Annotated in this window: 13 protein-coding genes; 8 read left to right on the forward strand and 5 right to left on the reverse strand. The window is 73.4% G+C overall.

What is annotated here, in order from left to right:
• Positions 1-108: 108 nt before the first annotated feature.
• A complete protein-coding gene (locus tag OG550_RS31335; RefSeq protein ID WP_327683233.1) occupies positions 109-597 on the reverse strand; it encodes a hypothetical protein in 489 nt (162 codons plus the stop codon).
• A 289-nt stretch (positions 598-886) separates the two neighbouring features.
• Between OG550_RS31335 and OG550_RS31340 the strand changes: the two genes are divergently transcribed.
• Complete coding sequence (locus OG550_RS31340) at positions 887-2419, forward strand: HEAT repeat domain-containing protein (protein WP_327683234.1); 1533 nt, start codon at positions 887-889, stop codon at positions 2417-2419.
• Between the two features lie 154 nt (positions 2420-2573).
• Here the strand turns inward: OG550_RS31340 and OG550_RS31345 are convergent, their stop codons facing one another.
• Complete coding sequence (locus OG550_RS31345; protein ID WP_327684289.1) at positions 2574-3416, reverse strand: undecaprenyl-diphosphate phosphatase; 843 nt, start codon at positions 3414-3416, stop codon at positions 2574-2576.
• A gap of 467 nt (positions 3417-3883) precedes the next feature.
• Positions 3884-4579 (reverse strand): class I SAM-dependent methyltransferase, encoded by a 696-nt coding sequence (locus OG550_RS31350; protein WP_327683236.1) that lies wholly within the window; start codon positions 4577-4579, stop codon positions 3884-3886.
• 251 nt (positions 4580-4830) lie between these two features.
• On the opposite strand from OG550_RS31350, the gene OG550_RS31355 reads away from it, so the two are divergent.
• Positions 4831-5343, forward strand: coding sequence for a DUF4396 domain-containing protein (locus tag OG550_RS31355; RefSeq protein ID WP_327684290.1), 513 nt, complete (start codon positions 4831-4833; stop codon positions 5341-5343).
• Positions 5344-5574: 231 nt separating this feature from the next.
• On the opposite strand, the gene OG550_RS31360 is transcribed toward OG550_RS31355, so the two are convergent.
• Positions 5575-6108 (reverse strand): PadR family transcriptional regulator, encoded by a 534-nt coding sequence (locus OG550_RS31360; RefSeq protein ID WP_327683238.1) that lies wholly within the window; start codon positions 6106-6108, stop codon positions 5575-5577.
• 113 nt (positions 6109-6221) lie between these two features.
• On the opposite strand from OG550_RS31360, the gene OG550_RS31365 reads away from it, so the two are divergent.
• Positions 6222-6992 carry an alpha/beta fold hydrolase gene (locus OG550_RS31365; RefSeq protein ID WP_327683240.1) on the forward strand — a complete coding sequence of 257 codons (771 nt, stop codon included), beginning with the start codon at positions 6222-6224 and terminating at the stop codon, positions 6990-6992.
• Positions 6993-7159: 167 nt separating this feature from the next.
• Positions 7160-8083, forward strand: a complete 924-nt coding sequence (locus OG550_RS31370; protein ID WP_327683242.1) for an aminoglycoside phosphotransferase family protein — start codon at positions 7160-7162, stop codon at positions 8081-8083.
• A gap of 95 nt (positions 8084-8178) precedes the next feature.
• On the opposite strand, the gene OG550_RS31375 is transcribed toward OG550_RS31370, so the two are convergent.
• On the reverse strand, positions 8179-9126 hold the full coding sequence (locus OG550_RS31375; RefSeq protein WP_327683244.1) for a helix-turn-helix domain-containing protein: 948 nt from the start codon (positions 9124-9126) through the stop codon (positions 8179-8181).
• Positions 9127-9222: 96 nt separating this feature from the next.
• Here OG550_RS31375 and OG550_RS31380 point away from each other — a divergent pair, with 96 nt between their 5' ends.
• The 4 genes from OG550_RS31380 (at position 9223) to OG550_RS31395 (ending at position 12729) form a co-directional block, all read left to right on the forward strand.
• A complete protein-coding gene (locus OG550_RS31380) occupies positions 9223-10254 on the forward strand; it encodes a saccharopine dehydrogenase family protein (RefSeq protein ID WP_327683246.1) in 1032 nt (343 codons plus the stop codon).
• Between the two features lie 282 nt (positions 10255-10536).
• Entirely contained in the window at positions 10537-11307 is a 771-nt protein-coding gene (locus OG550_RS31385; protein ID WP_327683248.1) for a transposase, read from the forward strand.
• Between the two features lie 249 nt (positions 11308-11556).
• A complete protein-coding gene (locus tag OG550_RS31390; RefSeq protein ID WP_327683250.1) occupies positions 11557-11916 on the forward strand; it encodes a hypothetical protein in 360 nt (119 codons plus the stop codon).
• Positions 11917-11961: 45 nt separating this feature from the next.
• The gene (locus tag OG550_RS31395; protein ID WP_327683252.1) at positions 11962-12729 is read left to right on the forward strand and encodes a transposase; all 768 of its coding nucleotides are present in this window, start codon (positions 11962-11964) and stop codon (positions 12727-12729) included.
• Positions 12730-12893 lie beyond the last annotated feature (164 nt).

Genomic DNA, 12893 nt, shown 5'->3' on the forward strand with positions numbered 1-12893 from the left:
GCCGTCCGGCGGCGCTCGGATCGTCCGGTGCCCGGTCGGGGCCGCGACGGCGGGGAGTTCGGCGGGGCCGGCGGTGGCGGGCCTCGACGGGGTCCGCCGAGGGGTGCTTCAGCGGGATTCGGCGCGGCGCAGCAGCATGCGCAGGGCGGTGACGGTGCCGTCGTCGCCGAGCACGGGTTCGCCGGTGTACTCGACGGTGTCGTGCCCGCCGCCGGGGCGCCGGACCTGGAGGGTGCCGAAGGCGTGCCGTCCGTGCACCAGGGCGTCGGTCATCATCCGGCGCAGCTGGGGCCGGTCGGCCGCGTCCAGCCGGTCGGGCAGGCGGTCCAGGCTGAGCGGGCCGCGGCCCGGGTCGCAGCCGAGCAGCCGGTAGGCGCCGGCCGACCAGTGGGCGTCGTCGGTGAGCAGGTCCCATTCGGCCGAGCCGACCGTCGCGGAGTCGGGCGGCGCCTGCGTCGTGCCGTCCACTCTCTCGCCCGCCGGGCCGTCGTCGCCGGCGGGGCCGTCCCCGTCCGCGGCGCGCGTGCCGGCCGGGGTGGCTGCGGTGGCCACGACGGCCGGCGCGGCGCCCGGGGGGCGGGTGGCAGGATGCGTCATGATCATGGCATGTCCAGTGGTCCCGAGGTGGTGGGCGGGCCGGTCGGGTGGTGAGGAAGACTGTCGCACAGCGACGTCACCCTTGTGGGCGATTTGGACAGATCGCAGGCAAAATTCCCCCGGCATATGCCAGTGCGCACAAAGGGTCGGTCGCCCTGTGTGCGGCGGGGGGCCCGAGGCGGTAACCTTCGGTGATTCCGGCGCCCGGGCGCCCACCGCAGTACCGACCAGAGACCCCGGCGACGGAAATCCCGTTGCCACTACGACCGCCGCAACGGATGCTGACCTCATGTTCGAGCCAGTGATAGCACCCAGTGCCAGCCTCCTCGGCCTCCTCCAGCGAGGCCGCGGTGACGGGCAGCTCCATGCGCTGGCCGCCGACCGCACCGAAGCGATCGCCGCGCTGGAGGAGTGCGTCACCAGGGACCCGAGAGCCGACTGGCAGGTCGAGAACCGCTCCCTCTACTACGCGCGCCTCTACATGGAACTGGAGGCGCCGCTCGACGGGATCGAGGACCACCTCCACTCCCCGGAGGACCTCCTCGACGAGGACGAGTACCGGACCGGCCTCGCGCTCTCCGTCCTGGGCCACCTCGCCGCGTACGGGCGCCGCGACGCGCTGCTGATGCTCCGCGAGTACGCCGCCACCGGCACCAACTGGGCCTGGGCCCTGGACGAACTGGCACTGCGCGACGACGACCGCGGCCTACTGCTGCTCGGTACCGCCGTCCTGGACCACTTCGCGCCGGGCCCCGAGGGCGACGCCGAACTGCGCGAGACCATCCGCGCCGCCTACGAGCCCCGGCCCTGGCGGCTCTGGGCGGCCTACCACCCGCGGGTGGCGGCCGCCAGTGAGCAGTCCCCGTTCGACCTCTGGCAGCGCCAGCTGAACCGCAGCGGCGTCACCCCCGGCTGGTCCACCGCCGATGTGCTCGCCTGGGCCGACCAGGGCGAACTCGGCGGCCTGCGCGCCACCGCCTTCGCCGGGCGTCCGGACCGCACCGATCCCGCCCGTGACCTGCGGGACGGCCGCGACACCGGTGACACCACCGGCCCCGACGCGGTGGACCGCCGCGCCGCCGCCGCCGCCCGCTGCCTGACCGCCGTGGTCCGGCCCGAGGACCGCCCCGTCGTGCTGGAGGCCGCCCGGGCCGGGCTGCCCGGCGCCCGCCGGGCCGCCCTGCGGCACCTGGTGGACCAGCAGGACCCGGCCGCGGCCGGGTTGATCGAGGCGGCCGCCTCCGACGTGGACGACCGGCTGGTCCGGTTCGCCCTGGAACTGCTCGGCCGGATGCGCGGCCCGGAGGCGCTGGTGCACGCCCGCCGCTGGGCCGATCCGGCCACCGGCGGCGCCGACAGCGCCCTCGGCGAGGCCGCCGTCCAGCTGCTGGCCGACGCGGGGGAGCCCGCCGACGGCCCGCTGGTGGTGGCCGGGCTGCGCCGCTGGATCTCGGTCCGCGGAGTGGCCTGCGCCGGTTCCGGGCTCGGGGCGCTGGTCGACGGCGCGGGGCGGCTGGCCGCCGCCGGAGCCGTCCCGGTCCTGCGCCACATCTACGGGGAGGCCGCCTCCTCCGACCTGCGCGGCCGCGCCGCCCGGGCGCTCGCCGCGACCGACGTGCACTTCCCCGAGGGGCCGGCCGTCGAGTGCCTCTGGGACTGCGAGGAGTCCACCCGGGAGCTCGCCGCGAGGCACGTCGCCACCACCGGCGACGCCCGCGTGCTGGAGCGCCTGCGCCGCCTCGCCGCCGACCCGGCCGAGGAGGCCGAGGTCCACGCCGCCGTCCGGGGCCGGCTGACGGCCGCCCGGGAGCGGCGCCGGTAGCCGCCGGAGACACGACGAAGCGGGCCGGTCCACCTGGGGAAGGTGGACCGGCCCGCTGTCGTAGGTCGGTGGAACGCGGGGGCGGGTGGAACGCGGTTCTAGTCGCGGTCCCGTCCGGAGGGCCGGCCGCCGTCGGGCAGCCCTCCGGACCGCGTCACTTGACCACGCCGGCGTCCGGCGTCAGGGTGCCGACGGACACCAGGACGATGATCAGGATGCCGAGCGCGATCCGGTAGACCACGAACGGCATGAAGCTGTTGTTCGAGATGTACTTCAGGAACCAGGAGATCGCCGCGTAGCCGACCACGAAGGCGATCAGGGTGGCCAGGATGGTCGGCCCCCAGGCCGGTGACGGGCCCTCGCCGATCTTGAAAAGCTCCAGCACGCCCGAGGCCAGCACCGCCGGGATCGCCAGCAGGAACGAGTAGCGGGCCGCCGCCTCCCGGCTGTAGCCGAGCAGCAGGCCGGCGCTGATCGTGCCGCCCGAGCGCGAGACGCCGGGGATGAGCGCGAGCGCCTGGGCCATGCCGTAGCCGGCCGCGTGCGGGAGGGTCAGGTCGCTGATCGGCTTCGCGTGCCGGACGGCCCTGGTCCGGTCGGCGACCGCGAGGATCACGCCGAAGAGGATCAGTGTGGTGCCGATGATCCGCAGGTCGCGCAGGTCCTTCTCGATGGTGTCCTGGAACAGCTTGCCCAGGATGCCGATCGGCAGGGTGCCCATGATCACGAACCAGCCCATCCGCGCGTCCTGGTGCGAGCGGAGCGCGGGCCGGAACAGCGAGAGCGTCCAGGTCTTCACGATCGAGGCGATGTCGCGGCGGAAGTAGATCAGCACCGCGGTCTCGGTGCCGAGCTGCGTCACGGCGGTGAACGCAGCGCCCGGGTCCTGCCAGCCCAGCAGGGCGGGGAAGACGCGGAGGTGGGCGCTGGAGGAGATCGGCAGGAACTCGGTGAGCCCCTGGATCAGGCCGAGGACGGCCCCGTGGAACCAGTCGATCACCGGACACCCGCCAGGGGTATCCGTCGCTCGATGCGCATTCAGCGGTCCTTGTTGGTCGGTGCGGGAACAGGCCCTGCGGCATGCGGCCGGCGCATGCGAGTGGCACGGTCCGATGGCAGGCGAACCACCGGTCCCGCCCGGCGCTCGGGCCGCGCGCGGGCCCGGCGTGCGCCTGATGCTACGCCGTTCAGGTGACAGGCTGTCGCTCGCCCCCGCCGCTGTGCGCACCACCCCGCCGCCCGGGACCCTTCGTGCGCCGCCGGGGCCGGTCCGGGGTCGGGTTCGGGCGGGTCCGGGGTCGGGTTCGGGGCTGGTCGGAGGTTGGTCCGGGGCGGGTTCGGGGTCGGTTCCCGGTCGGGTCGCCGTCGGCCCGACCGGTGGGCGTCGGGCCGGTCGGGGTCGGCCGGGTGGGCGTCGGGCCGGTCGGCGTCGGGTCGGGGAAGGCAGGCGCGGCCGGGGGCGGCTCAGCCGGCGATCGGCCGGGCCCGCACCCAGATCCGGTCCTCGGTGAGGTAGGACTCGACGGCCAGCCCGGCCTCGGCCAGCGCCCCTTCGAACTGCGCCGTGTCGAGCGGCCGGGAGAGGAAGGTCTGGCTCCACCGCGCGTCCGGGAACTCGTACTCGACGTGGACGCGGTTGACGCCGTCCGCGACGGGCGTGGCCGAGACCACCCGCACCAGCCCGTCCGGGGCGAGCGGCCGCTCGCGGGGTACGTCGAGGTGCCAGTTCTCGCCCTCGCGCTGGAGCAGCACGCAGCCGTCCTCCGCGACGTGCCGCCGGCAGGTCTCCAGCAGCCCGCGGCGGACCGCCGGATCGCCGGCGTGGACCAGGAAGGACGCGAGCAGGACGACGTCGAACCGCTCGTCGAGGTCCAGCCGCTCGATCGGGCTGCGGACGGTCCGCGCCCCGCGCACCCGGGCCAGCATCTCGGCGGACTCGTCCACGGCCGTCACCCGGAACCCGCGGTCCAGCAGCGGATGCGTCACCCGGCCCGCGCCGCAGCCGAGTTCGAGGATGCTCGCGCCGGCCGGGACGGCGCGCTCGATGACCTCCGGCTCGCCGTTGGGCCGCAGCCGCTCGTACATCTCGACCGCGCAGCCGTCCGGAGTGATCGCCCCGGGGCCGGTCCCGTCGTATCCCGTGCGCCGTTCGTCAGCCATGCGAACCATCCGAACACGGCGGGCCCGGAGTGGGAAGAGCAGCGGGCGAATCCATGGTTGTCACATACCCCTAGGGGGTATACATTCATCGACGAACCGGGAAGCGGACGGCGATCGGGCAAGTGGAGGACGACATGGCACACCCCGCCCAGCACGAGCACCGGCAGCACGCGGGCCACGGAGACCACGACGGCCACCAGGGCCATGAGGGCCACCAGGGCCATGAGGGCCACCAGGGCCACACTGGAGGGATGGACCACTCGGCGCACACCGGGCACGGCGTCCGGCAGGGGCACGGCGCCTCGCCCGGGCACGGTGTCGGGGGTGCGAGCTGGCGGACCGCCGCGCAGGCCACCCTGCACTGCCTCACCGGCTGCGCCATCGGCGAGATCCTCGGCATGGTGATCGGCACCGCCCTCGGCCTGCACAACGGTGCGACCGTGGTGCTCTCGATCCTGCTGGCCTTCGTCTTCGGCTATGCGCTCACCATGCGCGGCGTGCTCAGGGCCGGGCTTGACGTCCGCGCCGCGGTGAAGGTCGCGCTGGCCGCCGACACCGTCTCGATCCTCGTCATGGAGCTGATCGACAACACCGTGATGGTGACCGTCCCGGGCGCGATGGACGCGGGCCTCGGCGACGTGCTGTTCTGGCTCGCCCTGGCCGGCTCGCTGCTGCTGGCCTTCGCGCTGACCGTCCCGGTCAACAAGTGGATGATCGGCCGCGGCCGCGGCCACGCCGTGGTCCACGCCTACCACGAGCACTGACGGCGCCCGCGCCGCCCGCGCGTGCACCCGCACCCGGGGCCGGATCCGCACCCGGGTCCACGGGCGGATCCGCACCCGCGACCGTGTCGCCCGGCCCGACGGCCGCGGCCCGTACCGGCCCTCCTGGGGCGGTAGGGGCCGCGGCCGTTCCGCGTTCCGGCCGGTGTTCCGGTCGGCGCGTCGGTCGGGGTGTCGCTCAAGGCGCCGGTCGGGGCGCCGTTCGGGTGCCGGTCAGTGGGCCCGGTCGAGCTCCGCGAGGGTCGCGTGCAGCCAGCCCAGTTCGGCCTCGGTGGTGGCGCGGGCGATCAGCAGCATCCCCCGGCGGAACGGATCGTCCACCTCCTCGGCGCCGACCGGGCGGCTGCCGTCGTAGAAGAAGCTGGCCGGTTCGCTGAGGAACGCCAGGCGCCGGCGGAGCACCGCGGCCTGGGCGGCCGGTTCGGCGTCGAGGTGCCGGAGGAAGGCGAGGGTGGTGAACCAGCGGTTCTCGTCGCTGATGTCCAGCTCCTCCGGTGCGCGGAGCCGGTCGAGCAGGGCGGCCCGCCCGGCGTTGGTCAGGCGGAGCGTGTGCCGGGGGGCGGCCGCCGCGCCGGGTTCGGTGGCGCGGACGAGCAGGCCGTCGGATTCGAGCCGCTTGATCGCCGGGTAGAGCGTTCCGTCGCTGATCGGCCGGACGTGCCCGGTGAGGGCCGCCAGGTGCCGGCGCAGTTCGTAGCCGTGCAGCGGCCGGTCGTGGAGGAACCCCAGGATCGCGAGTTTCAGCATGGGGTCACTCTCTCAGATGCCCGACCTGAATATATCGGTGTTGCTATACCTCGGGATCGAGGTATGGTCATGGACGTCACCCCACCGCACCCGCATCGAGGAGGAACACGACCGTGCGCGAAGCCACCGTCACCCCGAACGGCGACCGGATCCGCTGGGTGGAGGTCCCCGGCGTCGAACCCGCCCGCCTCTACCTGCACGGCCTCGGCTCCAGCTCGCCCGTCTACTTCGCGGCCGCCGCCGCCCACCCGCTGCTCACCGGACACCGCTCGCTCCTGCTCGACCTGCTCGGCTTCGGCATCAGCGACCGGCCCACCGACTTCGGCTACACGATGGAGGAACACGCCGACGCGGTGGCCACGGCGGTCCGGGCGGCGGGACTGGACCAGGTCGAGGTGATCGGTCACAGCATGGGCGGCGCGGTCGCGGTCGTGCTCGCCCACCGGCACCCGGGACTGGTCACCAACCTCGTCCTGGTCGACGCCGCGATCGACCCGGCCGCCCCCGTGCCCGGCCCGGGCAGCAGCGGCCTGGCGTCCTTCACCGAGGAGGAGTTCCTGGCCGACGGCCGCAAGCAGGTGGAGGAGTGGGCCGGTCCGTTCTGGTGGGCGACCATGCGGCTGGCCGGCCCCGAGGCGCTCCACCGCAGTGCGGTCCACCGCTCCCGGGGCACCGTCCCGACCATGCGCGAACTGCTGATCGGACTCGACCTGCCGCGCACCTTCCTCCACCCGGCCGAGGACGGCCCGTACCCTGGCGCGGAACGGCTCCGCGAGGCCGGGGTGGTGCTCGCGGCGCTCCCGGACTGCGGGCACAACATGATGTTCGACAACCCGGAGGGCTTCGCGTCCGTCACCGCCGCCGCGCTGGCACCCCGGGGCTGAACGCCCGGGACTCGACGCCCGGGACTCGACGCCCGGGGACCGAATATTCGGACACTGAACGTCCGGACACCGAATACCCTGCGATCGAACGCCCCGCGGTAGAACGCCCGCTGCCCGCTGCCCGCTGCCCGCCGCCTGCTGCCCTTCGACCCAGGGAGCCGTCCGCCATGGCCGTCCATGTACCCGAGGCGCTGGCCGCCTCCCTCGTCGACTCCCTCGGTGAGTCCGGCCGCGTCTGGGCGGCCGGACTGCCCACCCTGGCCGACGGTCTGCTGGAGCGCTGGTCGCTCCGCCCCGACGGGCCGACCGCGCACGGCGTGGTGGGCCTCGTCCTCCCGGTCCGGTGTGAGGACGGCACCCCCGCCGTGCTCAAACTCCAGCCCGTGGACGAGGAGACCGCCGGCGAACCGCTCGCCCTGCGCACCTGGGGCGGGCGGAGCGCGGCGCGGCTGCTCGACCACGACCCGACGACCGGGTCGATGCTGCTGGAGCGCCTCGATCCGGCGCGCTCACTGCTCGCCGAGCCCGACCACCTCGCCGCCGCCGGTGAAATCGCCTCGCTGCTGGCCGACCTGACGTCACATCAGGCACCGGTCGGGATGCGTACGCTGGCGGAGATCGCCGACGCGATGCTGGCGGAGGTCCCGGAAGCGCTCGGAGGACTCGCCGACCCCGGCGACCGCCGGCTGCTCGCCGACTGCGCCGCCGCCGTCCGCGAGGTCCGGCCCGACCCCGGCGACCGGCTGCTCCACTGGGACCTGCACTACGGCAACGTGCTCGCCCCGGTCGGCCCCGACGGCCGCGCGCCCTGGCTCGCCATCGACCCCAAACCACTCGCCGGCGACCCCGGGTTCGAGCTGCTCCCCGCCCTCCACAACCGCTGGGCCGACCTCACGGCCACCGGCGACCTGCCGCGAGCGCTCCACCGCCGCTTCGACCTCATGACCGAGCGCCTCGCCCTCGACCGGCCGCGCGCCGTCCGCTGGACCCTCGGGCGGGTCCTGCAGAACATCCTGTGGGACGTCGAGGACGGCGAGGAGGTGATCGATCCGGCCCAGCGGGCCGTCGCCGAGGCGCTGTTGGGGCGCTAGGCGATCGGGGCGGGGCCGCCCTGGCCCCCGCCTTCGCGCTCTCGCTTCTGCGTCCTCGTCTTGCGCTCTCGCTCTTTCGCCCTCGCCCCTGCGCGTCAGGTGGGTCGTGTGGTGCGGAACGAGTGCCGGTAGCTGGCCGGCGGGACTCCGACGACCCGCTTGAACTGGCGCCGGAGCGTCGTGGCCGTGCCCATGCCGGTGGCGACCGCGATCGCCTCGACGCTCTCGTCGGTCGACTCCAGCAACTCCTGTGCCCGGCGCACGCGCTGGGTCAGCAGCCACTGGAGCGGGGTCTGTCCGAGTACGGCCCGGAACTGCCGCCCGAGGTGGCGCGGGCTGGTGTTCGCCCGTCGGGCCAGGTCGGTCACTGTCAGCGGCCGGTCCAGCCGTTGCTGGGCCCAGGCGAGCAGATGGGCGAGTACGTGGTCGCCGGAGACCTGTACCGGCGTGGCCACGAACTGGGCCTGGCCGCCCGCCCGGTGGGGCGGCATGACGAGGCGGCGGGCGACGGCGTTGGCGATCGCGGCCCCGTGGTCGAGGTGGACCAGGTGCAGGCAGAGGTCCACGGCGGCGGCCTTGCCGGCGGCCGTCAGCACGCTGCCGTTGTCCGTGTAGAGCACGTCCGGGTCCACCACGGCCAGCGGATGACGGGCGCTCAGCTCCGCGGTGTGCGCCCAGTGGGTGGTGGCCCGGCGGCCGTCCAGCAGGCCCGCCGCGCCGAGCACGAACGCCCCGGTGCAGAGGGAGGCGACGCGGGCGCCCGCATCGTGGGCGGCGCGTACCGCTTCGACCACCTCGGCCGGCGGCGGCTCGTCGACGTCGGCCCACGCGGGCACGATCACGGTGTCGGCTCCGGCCAGCTCCTCCAGCCCCTGGTCGGGCTCGACCACGAACGGCCCGACCCGGACCGGTCCCGGGCCGCAGAGCCGGACGTCGTACCAGTCGTCCCGGGCCTCCTGCGGGGGATTGCCGAAGATCTCGTAGGCCACCGCCAGTTCGAAGTGCAGCAGGTGACCGGCGGCCAGCAGTGCGACAGTCGGCATGTCCGAAAGTGTACGGGTGCTGTCGTTCCGGACCATCACGGTTCGACCGGCCCCGCGGCGAGACTTGATCCATCGGCACGGCGAGAGCGGGGAATCATGGGTACAGCGGCAGCAGTGGTGGTCTACGGGGCGACCGGGCACACCGGGCGCTTCATCGTCGCCGAACTGCGCAGGCGCGGCTTCGCCGCCATCGTCTCTGGTCGTGACGCGGCCAAGCTGGAGGCGCTGGCGGCCGAACGGGGCGACCTGGAGGTGCGGCCGGCGACCGCGGACGACCCGGCCTCGCTGGACCGGGCCCTCGCGGGTGCGGCGGCCGTCATCAACTGCGCCGGACCGTTCGCGGTGACGGCCGGTCCGCTGGTCGAGGCGGCGCTGCGCGCGGGGATCCCGTACGTCGACGTCGCGGCGGAGATCGAGGCCAACGCCCGGACGTTCGCCGACTACGCGGAGGCGGCCCGGGAGGCCGGGGTGGCCGTGGTGCCGGCGATGGCCTTCTACGGGGGCCTGGGCGACCTGCTGGCGACCGCGGCGATGGGGGAGTGGACGGCGGCCGACGCGGTGCACGTCGCGTACGGGCTGAACAGCTGGCACCCCACGGAGGGCACCCGGGAGGCCGGCCGGGTGTCCCACCGGCGCCGCGCGGGGCGCCGGGTGCGGTTCGCCGACGGCGAGTTGCAGTACCACGACGACGAACTGTCCCGGCAGGACTGGCACTTCCCGGAGCCGTTGGGCGAGCGGGCGGTGCTCGCGGAGTTCACCATGGCCGACGTCGTCACCCTGCCGAGCCACCTGGCGGTGCCCGAGGTCCGCACCTACATGACGGTCGAGGCGGCCGGGGACCTCGCCGGGGCGGACACGCCGGCACCGCAGCCGGTCGACGACCTGGGGCGGTCGGACCAGACCTTCGTCGTGGACGTCCGGGTCAGCTCGGGGGGCGTCGAACGCCGTGCCACGGCCGGCGGCCAGGACATCTACGCGATCACCGCACCGCTGGCGGTGGAGGCGGTCCGGCGGATCCTGGCCGGGCAGGCGCGGACGACGGGCGTGGCCTCGGCCGGCGCGATGTTCGAGGCCGCGGAATTCCTGGAGGCGCTGAGCCCCTACCTGTCGGTCGACCTCCCGCACTGACCGGTGCCCCCGGCTGTGTTGGCTCGGGGTTGTGTGTCATGGCTTGGTTGGGGTGGTGCGCGCAGGAAGTCGGACCGGTCGACTTTTCGGTCGGGTGCTGGGTGGGGTGTGGGTGATTATGCAGACCGGTCTACAGAGAGGTGGTCTGTAGACCGGTCTGCATATTTTGGTGGGAGAGGGAGTTGGCTGATCCGACTTCCTGCGCAGGAACTATCCACCCCATTCACGCACTCCCCGGCTAAAGCTTGTTCCGGAAGGTCCGGGACTGGGCATTTCTCCGGTATGGGTGGGGTGCTGCGGGCTGAGCCGGTCTGGGTGGAGACGTTCACAGGTCTGCGGATGCGGCAGTTCGAGGGCCTGGTGCGGGTGGTGCGGGAGCGGGGTGGCAACGGGCCGGGCGGTGGCAGGCCGTGGTGCCTGCCGCTGCCCGACCGGGTCCTGCTGGTCGCCGTGTACTACCGGACCAATCTCACGATGCGCCGGCTCGCGCCGCTGTTCGGGATCTCGACGGCCACGGTCTGCCGCGTCGTCCAGCGCCTGGGCCCGCTCCTGGCCCTCGAAGCCGCTCCACGCCCGCAACCGGGCGTGGAGCGGCTGTGGATCGTCGACGGCACCCTGGTCCCCGTGCGCGACCGCAGCATCGCCGCCTCCGGCCGCAACTACCGCTTCTCCGCGAACGTGCAGGTCGTCGTCGACGCCGACACCCGCCTCGTGGTCGCCACCGCCCGCCCCGTGCCGGGCAACAAGGCCGACGCGCACGCGTGGCGCACCTCCGACCTGCCCGCCACCTGCTCCGGCACCACCGTCCTCGCCGACGGCGCCTACATCAACACCGGCCTCGTCGTCCCGCACCGCAGACGCGCCGGCCGTCCCCTCCTGCGGGCCCAGGAGGAGGACAACGCCGAACACCGACGCGTACGCGCCCGCGTCGAGCACACCTTCGCCCGCATGAAGAACTACAAGATCCTCCGCGACTGCCGACAGAAGGGCGACGGCCTGCACCACGCGGTGCAGGCCGTCGCCCACATGCACAACCTCGCCCGAACTGGATGAAACCAGCAGGTCAGACCACACCCCGACCTGCCCACACCCAGACTTCTGCAACAACCTTTAAGGGCTGTCCCGTAACTGGGTGCGGCAGGGCAGCCCTGCCTGGCATCATGGCTCCCGTGATTATGTGTCGAAAGGCCAATGCCGCGTAGACGGCCACGCGCGCTGCGCGCTGAACGGCCGGTCTCCCGCCTCTGGGGGCCGGCTCCTCCGATCCGGATTCACGGACTCTCCGCTGGGGCGAGCCTGGCGGTGCACCGGGTCGAGTACCTGAGTGGCAGCTTCTACATACACCCGGGCGCCACCGACCGGGCGTTGCGGCGATACCGCGAGTTCGTGCGCCCGCCGGGCAGGCGTCCGCTGTATCCGCAGGAGTCGTTCTGCTCGTGTACCTGGTGTTCCTTCGACGACGTCAGGCACGCGCGCGACGTGCTGGAGGAAGTCCTGGAGAGACTGCCGGAGCGGGCGCGTGCCGAGCTCGGCCGGCTGGTGAAGCCTCTGGATGTGGTGTTCTTGCACCGCACCCTGCCTGACCCGTTCGCGCACCGGCGCGAGTGGCGCACGGAGTTCTGGTGGTACCGCCGCCTGACTGACAGGTCGGAGCGGGGGTGAAGGAACCCGCGGCCGGTCCCGCACCAAGATGGGATGATCACGGCCATGGCTGTTGTGATCACGGCGTCGGAATCGTCCTGGATAGCCCCGTTCACCGGGCTGAGCCCGCGCGACTTCCGCAAGCTGATGACAGCGCTCCGCCGCGAGGGCGCTGACACCGTGCGGTCGGGCCGGCCTTGGAGTCTTCCGCTGGAGGACCGGGTCCTGCTGGTCGCGGCCTACTGGCGGACCAACCTGACGCTGCGGCAGCTCGCGCCGCTGTTCGGCGTGTCCAAGTCGGCGGCCGACCGTATCATCGACCACGTCGGCCCCCTCCTTGCGCTCAGGCCCCGGCGTCGGTTCCGCAAGGACACCGTGCTGATCGTCGACGGCACCCTCGTCCCCACCCGCGACCACACCATCGCGGAGAAGTCGAAGAACTACAGGTACTCCACCAACCATCAGGTCGTCGTCGACGCCCACACCCGCCTGGTCGTCGCGGTGGGCACACCCGTCCCGGGCAACCGCAACGACTGCAAGGCCTGGGCCGAATCCGGCGCCAAGGCTGCCGTCGGCCGGACCACCACCATCGCCGACGGCGGCTACCCCGGCACCGGTCTCGTGATCCCGCACCGCCGCCCCAAGGGCGGCGAGCTCACTGAATGGCAGACCGAGCACAACCGCGACCACAAGCGGGTCCGGGCCCGCGTCGAGCACGTCTTCTCCAGGATGAAGACCTGGAAGATCCTGCGCGACTGCCGCCTCAAGGGCGATGGCGTTCACCATGCCATGCTCGGCATCGCCCGCCTCCACAATCTTCTCCAGGCCGCATAGTCCGGGTCTGCCGCCAATGGGCGAGGTCTGGCCAGCCACCGCCAGAGACCAATTACGGGACATCCCTTAGCCCTGGCCGGCCTCGGGTGGTTGGTGGCCTGGCTGTTCTGCTGGCTTGTGGTGCCGTTGGTGGTGTGCCCGGTTGGTGCGGTTCCGTATTGCCT

The sequence above is a fragment of the Kitasatospora sp. NBC_00458 genome, assembly GCF_036013975.1.
Classification (GTDB): domain Bacteria; phylum Actinomycetota; class Actinomycetes; order Streptomycetales; family Streptomycetaceae; genus Kitasatospora.